The 17,742-nt window shown below is 65.8% G+C and carries 13 protein-coding genes; 6 read left to right on the top strand and 7 right to left on the bottom strand.

Annotated features, from left to right (window positions below; all coding sequences use genetic code 11):
* Positions 1–51: 51 nt before the first annotated feature.
* A complete protein-coding gene (locus M1E07_RS08765) occupies positions 52–3,570 on the bottom strand; it encodes a S41 family peptidase (protein ID WP_461189846.1) in 3,519 nt (1,172 codons plus the stop codon).
* Between the two features lie 76 nt (positions 3,571–3,646).
* Here M1E07_RS08765 and M1E07_RS08760 point away from each other — a divergent pair, with 76 nt between their 5' ends.
* Complete coding sequence (locus tag M1E07_RS08760) at positions 3,647–4,540, top strand: TIGR01777 family oxidoreductase (RefSeq protein WP_461190360.1); 894 nt, start codon at positions 3,647–3,649, stop codon at positions 4,538–4,540.
* Positions 4,541–4,585: 45 nt separating this feature from the next.
* Here M1E07_RS08760 and M1E07_RS08755 read toward each other — a convergent pair whose 3' ends face one another.
* The gene (locus M1E07_RS08755; RefSeq protein WP_461189845.1) at positions 4,586–6,262 is read right to left on the bottom strand and encodes a serine/threonine protein kinase; all 1,677 of its coding nucleotides are present in this window, start codon (positions 6,260–6,262) and stop codon (positions 4,586–4,588) included.
* Positions 6,263–6,401: 139 nt separating this feature from the next.
* On the opposite strand from M1E07_RS08755, the gene lipB reads away from it, so the two are divergent.
* The 4 genes from lipB to M1E07_RS08735 all read left to right on the top strand — a co-directional run bounded on the left by lipB (position 6,402) and on the right by M1E07_RS08735 (position 9,391).
* Positions 6,402–7,070 (top strand): lipoyl(octanoyl) transferase LipB, encoded by a 669-nt coding sequence (gene lipB, locus M1E07_RS08750; protein ID WP_461189844.1) that lies wholly within the window; start codon positions 6,402–6,404, stop codon positions 7,068–7,070.
* A complete protein-coding gene (lipA, locus tag M1E07_RS08745; protein ID WP_461189843.1) occupies positions 7,067–8,074 on the top strand; it encodes a lipoyl synthase in 1,008 nt (335 codons plus the stop codon). The genes lipB and lipA overlap by 4 nt, the downstream gene beginning before the upstream one ends.
* Positions 8,075–8,161: 87 nt before the next feature.
* Positions 8,162–8,914 carry a DUF4191 domain-containing protein gene (locus tag M1E07_RS08740; RefSeq protein ID WP_461189842.1) on the top strand — a complete coding sequence of 251 codons (753 nt, stop codon included), beginning with the start codon at positions 8,162–8,164 and terminating at the stop codon, positions 8,912–8,914.
* Between the two features lie 90 nt (positions 8,915–9,004).
* Positions 9,005–9,391, top strand: a complete 387-nt coding sequence (locus M1E07_RS08735) for a DUF3817 domain-containing protein (RefSeq protein WP_461189841.1) — start codon at positions 9,005–9,007, stop codon at positions 9,389–9,391.
* A gap of 11 nt (positions 9,392–9,402) precedes the next feature.
* On the opposite strand, the gene M1E07_RS08730 is transcribed toward M1E07_RS08735, so the two are convergent.
* Positions 9,403–9,840 carry an RDD family protein gene (locus M1E07_RS08730; protein WP_461189840.1) on the bottom strand — a complete coding sequence of 146 codons (438 nt, stop codon included), beginning with the start codon at positions 9,838–9,840 and terminating at the stop codon, positions 9,403–9,405.
* A 276-nt stretch (positions 9,841–10,116) separates the two neighbouring features.
* On the opposite strand from M1E07_RS08730, the gene glnA (M1E07_RS08725) reads away from it, so the two are divergent.
* Positions 10,117–11,541: a type I glutamate--ammonia ligase gene (glnA, locus tag M1E07_RS08725; protein WP_387553198.1), complete on the top strand. Its 1,425-nt coding sequence runs from the start codon at positions 10,117–10,119 to the stop codon at positions 11,539–11,541.
* Positions 11,542–12,203: 662 nt separating this feature from the next.
* On the opposite strand, the gene M1E07_RS08720 is transcribed toward glnA (M1E07_RS08725), so the two are convergent.
* From M1E07_RS08720 to glnA (M1E07_RS08705), 4 genes are read right to left on the bottom strand one after another with little or no spacing between them, the layout of a single operon-like run.
* A complete protein-coding gene (locus tag M1E07_RS08720) occupies positions 12,204–12,737 on the bottom strand; it encodes an N-acetyltransferase (protein WP_461189839.1) in 534 nt (177 codons plus the stop codon).
* A gap of 5 nt (positions 12,738–12,742) precedes the next feature.
* A complete protein-coding gene (locus M1E07_RS08715; RefSeq protein WP_461189838.1) occupies positions 12,743–13,201 on the bottom strand; it encodes a VOC family protein in 459 nt (152 codons plus the stop codon).
* A 60-nt stretch (positions 13,202–13,261) separates the two neighbouring features.
* A complete protein-coding gene (locus M1E07_RS08710; RefSeq protein WP_461189837.1) occupies positions 13,262–16,273 on the bottom strand; it encodes a bifunctional [glutamine synthetase] adenylyltransferase/[glutamine synthetase]-adenylyl-L-tyrosine phosphorylase in 3,012 nt (1,003 codons plus the stop codon).
* A gap of 9 nt (positions 16,274–16,282) precedes the next feature.
* Positions 16,283–17,623: a type I glutamate--ammonia ligase gene (gene glnA / locus M1E07_RS08705; RefSeq protein WP_387553190.1), complete on the bottom strand. Its 1,341-nt coding sequence runs from the start codon at positions 17,621–17,623 to the stop codon at positions 16,283–16,285.
* Positions 17,624–17,742: the final 119 nt, after the last annotated feature.

The raw sequence follows: 17,742 nt of genomic DNA, 5'->3' as shown, positions 1-17,742 counted from the left end.
AAGGCCCTGCCGTACCGGAACGTTCCGGTACGGCAGGGCCTTTTCTCTGCGTCACATACGCTTGGTAGCCTGCCGGGGCGGCAGCGGCGCGGGACGGAGCCGGCGGTAGCCTTCGCGTGCCGGCGGGCGGTCGGTGGGCAGCTCCTGGATCATCTCCTTGAGAGCGCCAATGCCGTATTCGAGCTGCGGATCCCGTCCGGCTGCGTAGGCGTGCGGCGGATAGGTGACCTCGATGTCCGGGTCCACGCCGTAGTTCTCGACGCTCCAGCCCACACCGCCGCCGAACCAGGTGGCGTACCGCGGCTGGGTGACACCCGTGCCGTCGGCCAGGGCAAACCTGTTGTCGATGCCCACCACGCCGCCCCAGGTGCGCGTTCCGATGACGGGTCCGATGCCGCGCAGCTTGGAAACCTGGGTGATGATGTCGCCGTCGGACCCGGCGAACTCATCGGCAAGGATAATGACCGGCCCGCGTGGCGCGTGGTGCGGATACGTCCGGGGCTTCTCCGCCCGCGGCATGCTCCAGCCGGTGACTTTGCGGCCGATCAGCTCAGCCACCAGCTGGGAGGTGTGGCCGCCCCGGTTGCGCCGCACGTCCACGATGAGGCCGTCGAGCGCTGTCTCGGTGTCAAGGTCGCGGTGGAGCTGCGCCCAGCCGTTGGCCATCATGTCCGGGATGTGCAGGTAGCCGAAAGTGCTCCCGGAGGCCTCCCGCACGGTCCGGCGGTTCGACGCAACCCACTCCTGGTAGCGCAGGCGTTCCTCATCCTTGACGGGTACGACGGCGACGCGCCGCTGCCTGCCGGCGCTTTCGCCGTGCGCTGCACCGTTGAGGAGTGTCAGCTCCACCGCGCGGCCCGCCGCCCCCACCAGCTGCATCGCCGGGGTTACCGTCCCGGAGAGCGGGACGCCGTCTATTGCCAGCAGGATGTCCCCGGCTTTGGCGCCGACGCCCGGCCGGGTCAGGGGCGAGGTTGCCAATGGATCAGAGGACTCGCCGGCAAGTATGCGGGTGATCTCCCAGCCCGCCGGCGCGAGGGCAAGATCCGCACCGAGGCGGCCTTGGCCATGGCTTCCGTTCTCCGTGACCGGTGCGGGCCGGACGTAGGCGTGGGAGGTCCCGAGTTCGCCGTGCAGTTCCCACAGCAGGTCCACCAGGTCGTCATGGGAACCCAGGCGGTCCACCAGCGGGCGGTATCGCTTGTAGATGGACTCCCAGTCCTGCCCAGCCATGTCTTCAGTCCAGAAGAAGTCGCGCTGCAGCCGCCATGCCTCGTCGAAGGCCTGGCCCCACACACTGAGCGGGTCCATCATCACCCGGATCCGGCCAAGGTCCACCTTGACCAGCTCACCCGAGTCCTCGTCAGCCTTCTTGTCCGCCGGCACAACCCTGACCTGCTTGTCAGAGATCAGCACTATCCTGGCCCGGTCACCGGAGAGCCGGAAGCTGTCCAGCGACTCCACCAGGGTGGACTGCTTCCGCCGGGCGAGGTCGAAGCGGACAAGGCTGGGGCGCGCATCCTTGTCGTCCTGGCTGGCTTTGCCGTCACCGGTGACGCCGGCGAGGGCCCAGTCGAGCCACAGCAACGAGCCGTCGGATGCCTTCAGCGACGTGTAGTTGCCCTGCGGCACCGGAACGCCGATGACGCGGTGGGCAAGCCCGTCCCGGTCCACCTTGACCTCCGGCGTTGCCGCGGCGGCGTGGTCCGATTCCGCGCTTTCGTCTCCTGCCCGATCCTCCCCTGCCTCCGGATCCACGGAAGGACCAAAGGGCGACGGCGTGTCAGCGGCCAGTGCCACGAGGTACGGCTTGATGGGGCTCGGGAAGGAGAGGTCAAAGGAGTGCCCGTCATAGACGGGGTCGAAGCTGCGGTTGGAGAGGAAGGCCAGGAACTTGCCGTCCGGCGTGAAGGCTGGTGAGGTGTCGCAGAAGCGGCCATCGGTGACATCCACCAGGGAGGCTTCGGGGTCCGTTACCTTGGCCAGCCGGAGCCGGCTGCGGGAACCGAAGGAGGTCACCGGTTCGGACCAGACCAGCCATTGCGAGTCCGCGGACCAGGCCAGATCCGAGACGGTGCCTTCACCGATGCTGGCCAGCAGTGTTAGTTTCCCGCTTCGGGTGTTGGCCGCGTACACCTCCCCGAAGGAGGTGCCCAGTGCGAGCCAGCCGCCGTCCGGGCTCGCTTCCAGGGAGCTGGTGCGGGTGGGACGGGGGAAGGCAATACGGGTTGCTGCTGCCGGAGCTGCAGCCCCGGCGGTTGAGGGTGCGCTCTCCGGGGCGACGTCAGCCTGCTGGTCATCCTTGACCTCGGGAGCTTGGCCGGCGCCTGCCAGGACTGCAGCCCCGGCGGCCGGAACGGGTTGCGGCAGGGGTACCGCGGCCTCGTCCTTGCCCGGGGCTGAAGCGGGCGCTTCGCTGCCTGGCTCTCCGGCAGGTGGCACGGATGTCGCAGGGGCGCCTGCATTTGCGGTGCCGGGCACCGGGGCCGCAACGTCCTTGATATACAGCGACTCAACACCGTCGTGATCCGCCACGTAGGCCAGCCGCCCATCGCCGAGAGGCCTGGGAAGCCGGGCACGGACGCCCGGCGTTGCCTCAATGATGCGGGAAGGCCCGTCCTTGTGCCGCAGCCAGTGGATAGTGCCGTGCGCTTCGACGGCGCTGGCGGCTCCGGTGCCGTCCGGGACTGCAGCACCAAGATGCTTGGTGGTGTTGAGCAGTGCCGGGCGCCGTGACTGTGAAGCGGAGCCCAGGCTGATGTTCAGCTTCTCCGGGTCGGAGTCCAGGCCGGAAAGCACCCAGAGCTCACCGGCGGATTCAAAGATGATGCGCTTGCCGTCACTGCCGGCGTGCCGGACATAGAAGTCCTCGTGGTCCGTGTGCCTGCGCAAGTCTGTGCCGTTCGGAAGGACCGAGTAAAGGTTGCCGTAACCCTCGTGGTCGGACAGGAACGCGATCCGGCCGTCCACCCACATGGGGTCAGCGAGGTTGCCGTCAAGGTCCGGCAGCAGCCGTTCAAACTCGCCGTTGCCGTCGTTGTCCAGCCAGAGCTTTCCTGCGGTACCTCCCCGGTAGCGCTTCCACCAGGCGGGTTCGCGTGAGAGCACGCTGCCCACCACTACCGGACGTTCATCCCCCACTTCGGGGCCGAATGCCACCGACTCCACCGGCCCGAAGGGCAGTTCCTCGGCCCAGCCGCCCTCAAGCGGGACGCTGTAGGCGTGCGTGTGCCGGCTCTCGGCCTGTCGGAAGGCGCTGGTAACCACCACGGAGCCCTTCGCGGTAAAGCCTTTGACCCTGGTGGTGCCGTGGCCAAAGTACGTGAGCTGCCGGTAGTCGCCGCCGTCCACCGCTGCGGACACAACTTCCGGTGCCGTCCCCTGCACCACCGTCCACACCAGTCTCTGTCCGTCCGGGGTGAAGCGGGGATTGCGGGCGGGCAACTGGAGGGAGGAAACACGCCAGGCGCGGCCTCCGCCCAGGGGCGCAATCCACACATCATCCTCGGCCACAAAAGTGACCAGGTCGCCGTGCAGGTGCGGGTAACGGAAGTAGCTGGAAGAGGTCATCGTTTGATCATAGTCAACCCCCGGTTAGCCCTGTTGGAGGTGCCGCCGCCGCGCCAGCCGTGGTGTGATGGACCCCATGCGCATCGTCATCGCCGGCGCCTCCGGGCTGCTCGGGACCCACATGTCAGCAACCTTCCGCGGCGACGGCCACGAGGTCGTTTCCCTGGTGCGGCGGGAGCCGGCCTCGGCGGCGGAAGTCCGGTGGAACCCGGCCGCCGGGGAACTGGACCCAACGGCGCTTGCCGGAGTTGACGTCGTCGTCAATCTCTCCGGAGCCGGCATCGGCGACAGGCCGTGGACGCGCAGGCGGGTTGAGGAGCTCTTCAGTTCACGGGTGGACTCCACGCGGACGCTCACGCGGGCCATGCGGCAGCTTGACAACCCGCCGCCCGTCTTCATCAGCCAGTCCGGCTCCGGATACTACGGCGACGCCGGAAATACTGTGCTTCGCGAGAATGCGCCGCAGGGGGCAGGGACCCTCGCCCGAATCTGCGGAGAGTGGGAGGCAGCAGCTGCCACCGCTCCCCCCGGCGTGCGGGTGGTGGTTCCGCGGACCGGAGTGGTCCTCAGCCGTGGTGGAGGCGCGCTGGGCAGGCTGCTCCCCCTGATCCGGCTGGGTGTTGGCGGCCCTCTCGGAAACGGCCGCCAGTACTGGCCGTGGGTAACCCTGCCGGACGTTTCTGCAGCTTTCCTCTTCCTGCTGGAGTCTCCGCTGAGCGGTCCGGTCAATCTCTGCGCTCCCGAGGATGCCGACGTCAACGCCCTCGTGGCTGCCTTGGCCCGGGCTCTGCACCGCCCCGCCTTACTGCGGGTTCCGGCCCCGGTGCTGCGCCTGGTGATGCGCGATCTGGCCGACGAACTACTGCTCGCCAGCCAGCGCATGGAACCCGGTCGCCTGGCGTCAGCTGGTTTTACCTGGCAGCATCCAACGCTCGCCCAAGCCGCGCAGTGGGTGGCCGGTAAGAAGTAGGAGCGGCTGCTCCCCGAGGGGCAGTCGTCCCAGGAGCAGCCGGCGTCAGGGCCCGGGAAGGATTTCACTGACCCGCCACCTGCCGTCCACCGAGACCAGCACCAGGCGGAGCCGCTGCCCCGCGGCGGCTGCTCCCGTTGCCACCACAGCGCCCTGGCCATCCTTTTCCTCATAAGCGGAGGCGGCTGAGGTGACAGCAACCACGGCGCGGGCCTCGTTCCCGCCCTTCTCCGCCTGCACCTGTGACAGCGTGGTGGAGAATCCGGACAGGATGTGGCCGGATTCCCGCAACCGCCGGCTCATTCCGAGATCAGCTGCCGCTGCACCAGAGCCGTGCTGGTTCACCTCATCAAGGAGTTCCAGCTTCCCGGTGCTGAAGGCCAGCGACCTCAGCAGCGCGATGCCCTGGACGGCCACTCCTGGATCTGGTGATGCCGCCTGCTGCATCGCAGCTTCTACAGCATCGGCATGCTGATCAGTTCCGGAAGGAAGGGATTGGGCCACAGCGGGGGTATTCGGGCCAGCGCTGGTATTCGGGCCAGCGGCGGGAGGTCCGGACGGCCAAACCGGTCCGGAGGCCGTGATGCCCGCAGCGGTCAGCCCCCAGGCGGCAGCAACTGCCGCGGCCGCTGCGCCGGCGAGAACGTTTCGCCCCACCTGCCGGCCGGTCCGCGGCTGGGCGTGCCGCCCACTCCCATGGTCTTCCCGGTGAGCCGGCGGCATGGCCGCCTTCGGCTCAGGAAAGGGCAGCTTTTCCGGGGCGACGAACGGACCTGACCACTTCGCCGTCGTCAGCCGGCGCCGCAGCCCGCGGACTCTTTCGCCGAGCCCGCTGCGTGAAGCTGACGTCGCGTGCAGGCGGGTTACCAGTTCCGGCAGGACTGTAGGGTGGACCGCCGGCGCCAGGTCCAGCGGCAGGGGTGACGCGCTCCGATAGACGGCTGTAGCCAGGGAAGCAGCCGTTGGCCGAAGCCGCCGGTCTTCGTTCAACCCGGATTCAAGGGCGGCGGCCAGTTCCCGGGGCACCCCGGGAAGCAGAATGGACAAGGGTGGCCGGTCCGCCGTGCGCTGCGGAGGCATGCCTGTGAGGCAAAACCAGCCCAGTGCGGCAACCGAATAAACGTCTCGTTCAGGTTGAAGGCCTGCCCGCACCGCGTCCACGGGTGCCGGATCCATAAATCCGGGTGTTCCTGCGCATGCTCCTGAGGCAGGGTCCCCCAGCATTCGCGCGATGCCGACGTCGGACAGCATCGGTTTGCCCTGGCCAGTGAACAGGACGTTGCCCGGCGAGACGTCGGCGTGCGTGAACCCTTTGCCGTGCAAATAGGCCAGGACCTGGGAGATGGGCGTCAGCACCGTCACCGTTTCACCCACGCTGAGCTTTCCCCTCGCAGCTATCAAGCCTGCGAGGGATCCGCCGGGTGCATAGTCCATAAGGAGCGCGGTGCGCCTTTCCGCGCCGCCGGCCACCGCCACAGTGCCATGGGCTTTGATGAGATGCGCATGATCCAGGGCGGACAGGATGCGGATCTCACGCCGGATGCCTTCTTCAGATATCACTGCAGTACGCGAAGACCTGCGCGCTGCCGGGCGGAAGCACTTGAGGGCGAACTCCCGGCCGCTCCTTTCCTCCCTGACCAGCCAGACTGAGGAGCTGCCACCGCGGCCCAGAAACCGCCCGACGGCGTAACCGGAGACCGTCATCTCCTGCAAATCTTCCATGACCTATGTCTAGTCGAATCCGGCTTTGCCTGCAGAAGTTATCCACAGGGTCGGAGACGCTGCCGACCCGCCACGGACCGCACGGTGAGCTTAAGCACTAAACCGGGCGCGTGGCCGCCTAACGTCTAAGCTGGATGCCATGACTCTTGAGTTTTCACAGCTGGGTCTTGCTCCGGACTTCGTCGACTACACCCGCGGTTGGGCCATCCAGAGCGAACTCCACGACAACGTTGTCGCCGGAAGGGCCCCGAGCACAATCCTCTTCCTCGAACACGCCCCGGTGTATACGGCCGGTAAACGGACCGAAGACCACGAGCGGCCCTTCGACGGCACGCCGGTGGTCCCGGTGGACCGCGGCGGTAAGCTCACGTGGCATGGCCCCGGCCAACTGGTGGGGTATCCCATCATCAAGCTGAAGAACCGGGCGGGGATCCGCGACTACGTCGAACGCCTCGAGGCGGTCATCATCAATGTCCTTGCCGACTACGGCATCCAGGCCGTGCGGATCAAGGGCCGGGCCGGGGTCTGGATCAAAGCAGACGCGAAGGGCCCGGACAGGAAGATTGCCGCCATCGGCATCCGCGTCCATGAGGGCGTCACCATGCACGGGTTCGCCATCAACTGCAACAACGATCTCGCTCCGTACACGCAGATCATTGCCTGTGGAATAACCGATGCCGGCGTAACAACCATCGCCCGGGAAACCGGTTATGACGTCTCCCCGGCTGACCTCGTTTCCAGAATCACCGAAGAACTGCGCAAGAATGAAGACGCCCTGATCGCTACCCCCGAAGGAGCTCTACTGTGACATTGGCACCTGAAGGCCGGAAGCTTTTGCGCGTTGAACAGCGCAACTCCGCTGTCCCGGTGGAGCGGAAGCCGGACTGGATCAAGGCCAAGGTCCAGATGGGCCCGGAGTTCGTCCAGCTCAAGAACCTGGTGAAGAAGGAAGGCCTGCACACGGTGTGTGAGGAGGCCGGCTGCCCCAACATCTTTGAGTGCTGGGAGGACAAGGAAGCCACGTTCCTGATCGGCGGCTCCGAGTGCACCCGCAGGTGTGATTTCTGCCAGATCGATACCGGCAAACCGTCCCCGGTGGACCGGTTCGAACCCACCAAGGTGGCCAGGTCGGTGCAGGCGATGCAGCTGCGCTACGCCACCGTCACCGGTGTGGCCCGGGATGACCTCGAGGACGAGGGCGTGTGGCTGTACGCCGAGACGGTCCGCAAGATCCACGAGCTGAACCCCGGCACCGGCGTGGAGCTGCTGATCCCGGACTTCTCCGGCAAACCCGAACACATTGAGGCGATCTGCGATTCCAGGCCCGAGGTGTTCGCGCACAACGTCGAGACCGTGCCGCGGATTTTCAAGCGGATCCGGCCCGCGTTCCGGTACGAGCGGTCCCTGGATGTGATCACGCAGGGCCGGAACCTGGGCATGGTGACCAAGTCCAACCTGATCCTGGGCATGGGCGAGACCCGCGAGGAGATCTCCGAAGCGCTGCGGGACCTGCACGAGGCCGGGTGTGACCTGATCACGATCACCCAGTACCTGCGCCCGTCCGAGCGGCACCTGCCGGTGGACCGGTGGGTCAAGCCGCAGGAATTCGTGGACCTGCAGGACGAGGCCACCGAGCTCGGCTTCCTCGGCGTGATGAGTGGCCCGTTGGTCCGCTCCTCCTACCGGGCCGGGCGGCTCTGGGCCACCGCGATGCGCAAGAAGGGCTGGGACATCCCCGCAGAACTGGCCCACATCGAGTCCTCCGGCACCACCCGCCAGGAAGCCAGCTCCCTCCTCGCAGCCCACTCCTGACCCCGGAAACTCTTCATCCCCCAAGGGCCGGCACCGGAAGTCTCCGGTGCCGGCCCTTGGGGTTTGGTCACGTAGAATTAAGTCACTATGGCGAAATCCCCTGATTCCAGCAACTCCACTCCGTCTGGCTCCAGCGCAGTCAAGCGTGGCCTCTTCTCCCGCAAGCCGAAAGAAGCAAAGGTCAAGAAGCCCAGCCGGCTCAAGCAGATCGGCGAGGTCTTCACCATGACCCGCCGCCATGACCCCATGGTCCCGTGGCTTATGCTGCTGGTTTTCCTCGGCGTTGTGGCTGTCAGCTTCCTGGTGGGCTTCTGGCTTGAAAACTGGATCACGGGCCTGATCATCGGCATCCCGCTGGGCCTGCTGGGAGCCACGCTGATCCTCTCGCGGCGCGCGGAACGTGCGGCCTTCGCCCGGATCGAAAACCAGCCCGGCGCCTCCGGCGCTGCATTGGGAACGCTCCGGCGGGGCTGGATCACTGAGGAACAGCCCGTCGCCGTCAACCCCCGCACGCAGGACGCCGTGTTCCGCGCCATCGGCCGTCCCGGCGTCGTGCTGGTCAGTGAAGGACCCACGCACCGGGTGAAGCCACTTCTGGATGCGGAACGCAAGCGCCTGGCGAGGATCCTGCCCAACGTCACCGTGCACGTTATCGAAAGCGGCCGCGGCGAGGGCCAGGTTCCCATCAGCCAGGTGGCCAAGAAGATGGGCAAGCTGAAGAAGGAACTGACCAAGCTTGAGGTGAACGCCGTATCCAAGCGCATCGCCTCGCTGGGCAACAAGCTCCCCATCCCCAAGGGCATCGACCCCTACAAAGCCCGCCCCAACCGCGGACGCTAGAGCAACCGCCCCGGTTTCCGGCTACCTGCCGGGACCGGGGCTTTTTTATGGCCGGCCAGTGCCGGCAACCCGACAACAGGACAGGACACAGTGGAACAGAACAAGCTGCAACAGAACCAGGTGGCATCTCCCGCGAGGAACGCCGTGCTCCGTGCCTTCCGGATTCTCGCGATCGCCGAAGCGTTCAGCTGGGCGGCGCTGCTGGTGGGCATGTACTTCAAGTGGATTGCGGGCACCACCGAGATTGGCGTGCAGGTGGCGGGCCCCATCCACGGTGGCTTGTTTGTGGGTTACGGAATCGCCGCGCTGGCGCTCTGGCGGCTGCAGCGCTGGCCGTTCCTGGTGGCCCTGTTCGCAGGCCTTTCCGCCGTCTTCCCGTTTGCCACGCTCTGGTTTGAGCGCTGGGCGGCCAAACGCGGGTACCTTGCCGCCGCCGCAGCCAGTCCTCAGGCAGCGAAGGTAGCCAGCCGCGTCTGAATCGGGGACTCCTAGCGGCGCAGGAGCAGGGTGTTCATCGCCTTGTCATGAAGGCCGCGGTGGTCCGGATCGAAGATGACGGCGGGAATCACAAGGCAGAGCAGCAACGACCTCACCAGGGCCGCGAGCGGTCCGGGCGCTCCCCCGCCGGCTTTCACCACATGGATGCCGGCGGCGCGGTGCCCGATGCTGTAACCGAGCGTTCCCACCAGGAGGATCTGTTCAACGGCGAAGATCGCCAGGGTGGCCCAAGCGTCGCCTCCGAAGGCGTAGTTGCTGATCAGCAATGCGATGCCCCAGTCGATCATGATCGCGATGATCCTGCGGCCGGCCCGGGCAATGGAGCCGGAGCCGGACTCCGGCAAGCCAAGCCTCTCGCCGGGATACTTCGAGATGCCCGAGGTGTCAGGGCCGGTCAGCCAGGAGCCGATGTCTTTACGGTCTACCACCGTCCAAGTTTACCGGGTTCCCTTCGCCCACACTGTGGAAGCAGTTAGACCACAGTGTGGACTGCAGATAGCGTTGCCATATCAGGGCATTCTGTAACCTGCCCGAAACAATGTGGACACGGACGGGAAATGCCGCGTCCATAGGCTGTTAGCAGTTTCAAGCAAATCCCCCGGCAGGTGCTCACAGCAGGGAAACCTTGCGTTCTCCCTGCCTTTGGATTGCGCTGGATCAGATGGCTTTCACGCCAGATATTTACATATGCGTTAGGAGCATAGATGTTCACGACTGCGGACGAAGTCCTCAAGTTCATCAAGGACGAAGATATTAAGTTCGTCGATATCCGCTTCACCGACTTGCCGGGTGTCCAGCAGCACTTCAACGTGCCGGCCAAGAGCGTTGACGCCGACTTCTTCATCAACGGCCAGCTCTTCGACGGATCCTCCATCCGCGGCTTCCAGGGCATCGCCGAATCCGACATGCAGCTGATTCCGGACGTCACCACCGCGTTCCTGGACACCTTCCGCATGGAGAAGACCCTCGCGCTGAACTTCTCCATCGTCAACCCCCGTACGGGCGATCCGTACCACCGCGATCCCCGCGGCGTGGCTGAGAAGGCCGAAGCCTACCTCGCCTCCACCGGCATTGCCGACACCGCTTTCTTCGCTCCCGAAGCAGAGTTCTTCGTGTTCGACAACGTCCAGTACCAGTCCTCCCCGCAGGGCAGCTTCTACAAGATCGATTCCGAGGAAGCACACTGGAACACCGGCCGCGAGGAAGAGGGCGGAAACCTCGGCTACAAGACCCCCGTCAAGGGCGGTTACTTCCCGGTCTCCCCCACCGACAAGCAGGCTGACCTGCGCGACGCCATGTGTGTTGCCCTGGACGAAGCCGGCCTCGAGGTCGAACGCAGCCACCACGAAGTTGGCTCCGCCGGCCAGGCCGAGATCAACTACAAGTTCACCACCCTGACGCACGCTGCCGATGACCTGCAGAAGTTCAAGTACGTCATCAAGAACACGGCAGACGCCTGGGGCAAGTCAGTCACCTTCATGCCGAAGCCGGTCTTCGGCGACAACGGCTCGGGCATGCACTGCCACCAGTCCCTGTGGAGCAACGGCGAGCCGCTGTTCTACGACGAGAAGGGCTACGCCGGTCTGTCCGACACCGCCCGCTGGTACATCGGTGGCCTGCTGAAGCACGCCGACGCCGTTCTGGCGTTCACCAACCCGACGGTGAACTCCTACCGCCGTCTGGTCAAGGGCTTCGAAGCTCCGGTCAACATGGTTTACTCGCAGGGCAACCGCTCCGCCGGTATCCGTATCCCGATCACGGGCACGAACCCCAAGGCCAAGCGCATCGAGTTCCGCGCACCGGACCCCTCCTCCAACCCGTACCTGGCATTCGCTGCCCAGCTGATGGCCGGCATCGACGGCATCCGCAACCGCATCGAACCGCCGGCTCCGATCGACAAGGACCTCTACGAGCTCCCCGCCGAAGAAGCCAAGGACATCCCCAAGGCTCCGGGCACCCTCGAGGAAGCTCTGGAAGCCCTGGCCGAGGACAACGAGTTCCTGCAGGCCGGCGGCGTATTCACCCAGGACCTCATCGACACCTGGATCGAGTACAAGTACGAGAACGAGATCCGTCCGCTGTCGCTGCGCCCGAACCCCTACGAGTTCGAGCTTTACTACGGCGTCTAGTCGGATCACGCGACTGCTGCGGCATTAGTCCGCCGACAGTCCGCGGTATGGAATCACAACAAAGGCCGGTCCCCTCGGACCGGCCTTTGTTGTCCCCGGATGATCTGCGAGCCTCTCAGCCCGTGAGGCCGCCCGTTCCGAACCAGCCTGTGCCCGTGACCCTGTCAGCCGTCATTTCGGCTGGGTCCACCGGTCCCGCCTGCGCGGCGCATTTTTCACAGCGGCCAACAAATTGATGGGGGCAATCCATCGGATCCAACCCGTCCTCGGTATGTACTGTGATTCGCATGGCATCCCTGCCGCTTTCTGGGCCGGCGCGGCCGGCTTGTCCTTCAGGTGAGGCAATCATGGTGCCGGCGGAGGCTGGAGGGGCTACCAAGCTCACAACCTGCCGGCACTATCATTTAACCGCTCTCCACCGTTGCGGAAACGAGTAGGCGGTACTCACCTTTTGTGAAGGGCCCTACGCGTGGGCGGACACAGGTCACCGCGGTTAAAAGGTGGGGATCCAGCTCCAGACGTGCTGAGACCGGGAGCTGAATCCCCTGACGGATGTCCCCCGAGACGAAGACTGGAAGCCTTCCCCCCAACAAGGTTTGAAGAACACCGCCAATCCACATAATCAAGCAATCCGGAGCCGAGCGCAACGCAGGACTGCCTGGTTATGGCGTGGCGGACCGGCCAAAGCCCCGGAACATTATCCGTTCGGGTCCTGCTGCGCCCCCGGAATACTGCCCGCAGTCCTCGAAGCCGGCGCGGCGGTAGGCGGACAGGCCCGCCGGGTTCGCTTCGTGCACGGAAAGGACGACGCCGGTCTCAGCGGTCCCATGCCGGACGCTGAGTTTTTCCGCGGCCGCTACGGCGGCGGCAGCACCCAGCGGACCGAGGCCTTTGCCCTGTTGCCGCCGGTCAATCAGGAAACCCCGCAGCAGCCAGGCGGAATCGTCATCCGGCCAGCCCGCCAGCCGGGCAGCCCCGGCCTGCAGGGTGAGGACGCCCACGGCCCGGCCGAGGGACTCTATGACGTACGGACGGCGGGAAGCCTCAGCCAGCCCTGTCAGGGCCATCCTTAGCGGATCACCAACGAATTGCTCCTGGCCTGGCCCGAGTTCCAGGTCCGCCACTGCACCGAACTGGATGGCGCGTGCGTCGTCGTCGAGGTCCCTCAGCGAAATCAACCAGACGCCGAGGTCCACGCCGCTCAGGACTGCGTGCTGGCGGGATCGTCACCGGCAGTGAATTCAGCCGGCGCGGATTCAGCGGGCGGACCGGCGGGATCCATCCACATTACTTCCCAGAGGTGGCCGTCCGGGTCCTGGAAGCTGTGGTTATACATAAATCCGTAATCCTGGGGGTCCTCCGAAGCGGATCCTCCCGAGGCCAGCGCTGTCCTGACGGCTTCGTCCACTGCCTCCCGGCTGTCCACGGAGTAGGCGATAATCGCTTCCGCGGAGTCCTGGCTGTCGGCAACGTTCTTGGTGGTGAAGGTTTTGAAAAAGGTCTCCACCAGGAGCATGACATAGGCGTTCTCATTGATGATCATGCACGTGGCGTTCTCATCCGTATAGTCCGGGTTGAAGGAAAAGCCCAGGGCCCCGAAGAAGTCCACGGAGCGCTTCAGGTCTTTGACGGGCAGGTTGAAAAAGATTTGGGTAGCCATGGGCTCAAACTAGCACCGGGCCACGGCAGGTGTCAGCCGCTTCCGGCGAAGACTGCCGGGCTAGTGGCCGTAAAAGACCCGTTCAAAGACCGCCCTGGCCCGGCGGCTGACACGAAGGTAGTCCTCTTCCAGGACTGCGGCATTGCCGGGTTCGTAGCCGCACCACCGCGCTACCGCTTCCAGATCGCGCCGGGAAGACGGAAGCAGGTCCGACGCCTTGCCGCTCCAGATGACGTTGGCAGACCTGATCCGGCTTGCAAGACGCCAGGCAGCCGCGAGCAGATCCGCGTCCTCCCCGTCCAGCAGCCCGGCCTGGGTTGCTGCCTCGAGCGCCCCGATGGTGGACGTGGTCTGCAGCTCCGTGTGTTTGCCTGCGTGCTGGAGTTGCAGAAGCTGGACCAGCCACTCGACGTCGCTGAGCCCGCCGCGGCCCAGCTTGAGGTGCCTGGCGGGATCAGCGCCGCGGGGCAGGCGTTCGGATTCAACCCTTGCCTTGACCCGCCGGACCTCGCGGACATCCTGCTCCGATATGGATTCCGGATACCGGATCGGGTTGATGAGTTCGAGGAAGTCCGCGGCCAGGGCGTCGTCGCCGGCCATCGGCCGTGCGCGCAACAGTGCCTGGGCCTCCCAGATGAGCGACCAGCGCCGATAGTATTCGGCGAAGGAGTCCAGGGAGCGCACCATCGCTCCGTTCTTGCCCTCCGGCCGCAGGTCGGCGTCCACCTGGAGCACCCGTTCGGCCATGATGGCCGGCTTCAGCGGCTGCGTCAGGAGGCTGGAAACCTTGGCCACTAACCGCGACGCCTGCTCCTGCGCTTCCTCCTCGGAGAAGCCTGGCAGTGCCCGGTGGACGTACATCACGTCAGCGTCCGAACCGTAGCCGATTTCGCGGCCGCCCTGGCGGCCCATGGCAACCACGAGGACGGCGGTCTTCAGGGGCCCGCGGGCGGAAACAATGCCTTCCGCCACCCGCAGGGCGCCCAGGACGGCCGCCCGGTCCGTGTCCGCCAGCGCCGCTCCCACATCGTCCTGGCTCAGCAGCCCGGCAGAGTCAGCAACCGCGACCCGGAGGGTCTCCCGCCGCCTGATCAGCCGGATCAGCCGCATGGCGCTCTCGGGATCCGCATGACGGGACATCTTGGAGGTGATCTCCTGCCACTGCGCCTCGAACGTTACCGGGACGAGGTCCTTGTCCTGGCCGAGCCACGCCACCGCTTCCGGAGACACTTCCAGCAGGTCGGCAATCAGCCGCGAATTCGAGAGCATGTGGCACAGACGCTCCGCCGCAGCGTTGGAGTCACGGAGCATTCCCAGGTACCAGTGCGTAGTGCCCAAGGCCTCGCTGACACGGCGGAAGGCGAGGAGGCCGCCGTCGGGGTCCACTCCTTCAGCGAGCCAGTCGAGCAGGATGGGCAGCAGCTGGCGTTGCAGGGCAGCCCGGCGGCTTACGCCGGCAGTGAGTGCCTCGATGTGGCGCATGGCGCCCTTGGGATCCCGGTACCCGAGGGCCGCGAGCCGGCCCTCGGCAGCTTCGGGAGTAAGCCTGGCGTCCTCGCTGCTGAGTTTGGCCGTGGTGTTCAGCAGTGGCCGGTAGAAGATCCGCTCATGCAGCTCACGCACCGAGCGCTTGGTCTTCTGCCAAGCGGCCAGCAGGGCGTCCGGATGCGGGCGCTCATTGGAAAACGGCCCCAGTACGGCCTTGGCAAGCGCACGGAGCGCGGGCTCACCCACTGGCATCAGGTGTGTCCTGCGCAGCTGGAAGAGCTGGATGCGGTGCTCCAGCAGCCGCAGGTACCGGTATGCCTTGTCGAAGGCGGCAGCGTCCGTGCGGCCAATGTAGCCGCCTGCGGAGAGGGCTGCGATGGCAGAGGTGGTGTCCCGCCGCCGCAGCGTTTCGTCAGACTTGCCATGGACCAGCTGGAGCAGTTGCACCGTAAATTCAACGTCACGGAGTCCGCCGCGGCCCAGCTTGATCTGTCGCTGTTCTTCCGCCTGCGGGATGTGTTCCGTGACCCGTCGGCGCATGGCCTGAACGGACTCAACGAACCCGTCGCGGCTTGCCGAACTCCAGATCAGCGGCGCAATGGCGTCCTCGTACTGTTGCCCAAGGGCAACATCGCCGGCGATGGTGCGGGCCTTCAGCAGTGCCTGGAACTCCCAGCTTTCAGCCCATCGCGCGTAGTAGGTCTCATGGGACGCCAGGGTGCGCACCAGCGGCCCGGACTTCCCCTCGGGCCGAAGGTTTGCGTCCACTTCCCACAGCCCGGGTTCCCGGGCGACGGAGGAGATGGCCCGGGATATTCCGCTGGCCAGCGCTGTGCCGATGGTGCTGGCCTGCGCATCCTCGAGGCCGCCCGCGTCCACCACGTAAATGACGTCGACGTCGGAAATGTAGTTCAGTTCCCGCGCTCCGCATTTGCCCATGCCGATGACGGCCAGGCCGACGTCGGCCACTTCCGAGGCGCTGAACTGGGCGGCGGCCTCGGCGCGCGAGACGGCGAGGGCGGCCTCGATAGCGGCGCCGGCCAGGTCCGCGAGTTCCCCGCCCGCCCAGGGCAGGAAGTCCAGCGGATCAGCAGCACAAAGGTCCTTGACCGCAAGGTCCACCACACCCCTGCGGTAGGCCGTCCGAAGGGCCGCGTAGGCCTCCGCTCCGGTGACGGCTGCAACGGGCCGGGCCGCACGCGGATCAGCACCTACGGATGAAAGGAGGGAGGCGCGCAACTCCGCCGGATTCGCCTGCAGCGGTTCGGGGCTGGGCCGGACACTGAAGGCCTCAAGGTGTTCGGGGTGGCGGATCAGGAACTCCCCCAGCGCCTCCGATGCCCCCAGCACCCGATAGAGCGGTTCGCTCGTTTCGGGGTCAGCGCCCGCCAGCTGCCGGAGGTCCGGATGCTTTTCAATCAGCCGCACCAAGGACTGGAGGGCAGTGTCAGGGCTTGCCGCCATCTGCAGCCCCGCAAAAAGCCGGTCATTGTCCAGTCCTTCGAGCTCCCGGGCAGCCAGGAACCGTTCGGCCTTTTCCAGGTCGCTGAAGCCGGCTGAAATCAGGCGCCGTGCGAGGCTCACAGCGGTTTCCTAGAGGATGGCCAGGTTGCGCTGCAGCTCGTAGGGCGTCACCTGGAGCCGGTAGTCCTGCCACTCGGCACGCTTGTTCCGGAGGAAGTGTTCGAAGACCTGCTCGCCCAAAATCTGCGGCATGAGTTCAGAGTCCTCCATGGAGCGGATGGCGTCATGGAGGCTGGCGGGAAGGGGATCGTGCCCCATGGCGCGTCGTTCGGCTGAACTCAGCGACCAGACGTCGTCCTCCGCGGCTGCGGGAAGGTCGTAACCCCCCTCGATGCCCTTCAGGCCGGCACCCAGCAGGACGGCGTAGGCGAGATACGGGTTTGCCGCGGAATCGATGCCGCGGTACTCGATCCGCGCCGACTGGCCCTTGCCGGGCTTGTACAACGGAACCCGGACCAGGGCGGAGCGGTTGTTGTGACCCCAGCTCAAGTAGCTGGGGGCTTCGCCGCCGCCCCACAGGCGCTTGTAGGAGTTCACGAACTGGTTTGTCACGGCAGTGAACTCAGGTGCGTGCTTGAGGATGCCGGCAATGAATTGGCGGGCGGTCTTGGACAGCTGGAATTCCGCGCCGGCCTCGTAGAAAGCGTTGGTGTCACCCTCGAACAGGGAGAAGTGGGTGTGCATGCCGGACCCGGGGTGCGCCGTGAAGGGCTTGGGCATGAAGGTGGCGTAGGTTCCCTGCTGGAGCGCGACCTCCTTGATGATGGTCCGGAAGGTCATGATGTTGTCCGCCGTCTGGAGGGCATCCGCGTAGCGCAAGTCGATCTCGTTTTGCCCCGGGCCCGCTTCATGGTGGCTGAACTCCACGGAAATGCCAACGGATTCCAGCATGGTCACGGCCGTGCGGCGGAAATCCTGCGCCACGCCGCCCGGGACGTGGTCGAAGTACCCTCCCTCATCAACCGGCACCGGCGCGCCGTCGGGCCCCGGCTCCTGCGACTTGAGCAGGTAAAACTCGATCTCGGGGTGGGTGTAGCAGGTGAACCCCATGTCGGCGGCTTTGGCGAGCGTGCGCTTGAGGACGTTGCGGGGATCGGCTGCGGAAGGTTCACCGTCAGGCGTGAGGATGTCGCAGAACATGCGCGAGGTCTGCTCGGTTTCGCCGCGCCACGGCAGGATCTGGAAGGTGGACGGGTCCGGCTGCGCGAGCATGTCGGACTCAAACACACGCGCGAGTCCCTCGATGGCTGAACCGTCGAAACCGAGGCCTTCCTCGAAGGCGCCCTCTACTTCCGCGGGCGCCAGCGCCACGGACTTGAGTGAACCCACGACGTCGGTGAACCACAGGCGCACGAAACGTACGTCGCGCTCTTCGATTGTGCGCAGGACAAACTCTTGCTGGCGGTCCATGATGGCCTCTTCTCCGGTCAACGTCCATGCCCCGGTCCGCAGGATGCCGGCAGCAGTTCACAAACACTGTACTAAGCAATTGGCGCCGATGCTGGAGCCTGCGGGCCGCGTAACACAGC

The organism is Arthrobacter sp. Z4-13, assembly GCF_054792705.1.
This window is presented reverse-complemented; position numbering and strand designations above follow the sequence as displayed.

Excerpts from the sequence above, each read along its gene's own strand:
- M1E07_RS08760 (WP_461190360.1), top strand. The coding sequence starts at position 3,647 with ATGCGCATCGTCATCGCCGGCGCCTCCGGGCTGCTCGGGACCCACATG.
- lipB (WP_461189844.1), top strand. The coding sequence starts at position 6,402 with ATGACTCTTGAGTTTTCACAGCTGGGTCTTGCTCCGGACTTCGTCGAC.
- glnA (WP_387553198.1), top strand. The coding sequence starts at position 10,117 with ATGTTCACGACTGCGGACGAAGTCCTCAAGTTCATCAAGGACGAAGAT.
- M1E07_RS08740 (WP_461189842.1), top strand. The coding sequence starts at position 8,162 with ATGGCGAAATCCCCTGATTCCAGCAACTCCACTCCGTCTGGCTCCAGC.
- M1E07_RS08715 (WP_461189838.1), bottom strand. The coding sequence starts at position 13,201 with ATGGCTACCCAAATCTTTTTCAACCTGCCCGTCAAAGACCTGAAGCGC.
- M1E07_RS08755 (WP_461189845.1), bottom strand. The coding sequence starts at position 6,262 with ATGGAAGATTTGCAGGAGATGACGGTCTCCGGTTACGCCGTCGGGCGG.
- glnA (WP_387553190.1), bottom strand. The coding sequence starts at position 17,623 with ATGGACCGCCAGCAAGAGTTTGTCCTGCGCACAATCGAAGAGCGCGAC.
- M1E07_RS08765 (WP_461189846.1), bottom strand. The coding sequence starts at position 3,570 with ATGACCTCTTCCAGCTACTTCCGTTACCCGCACCTGCACGGCGACCTG.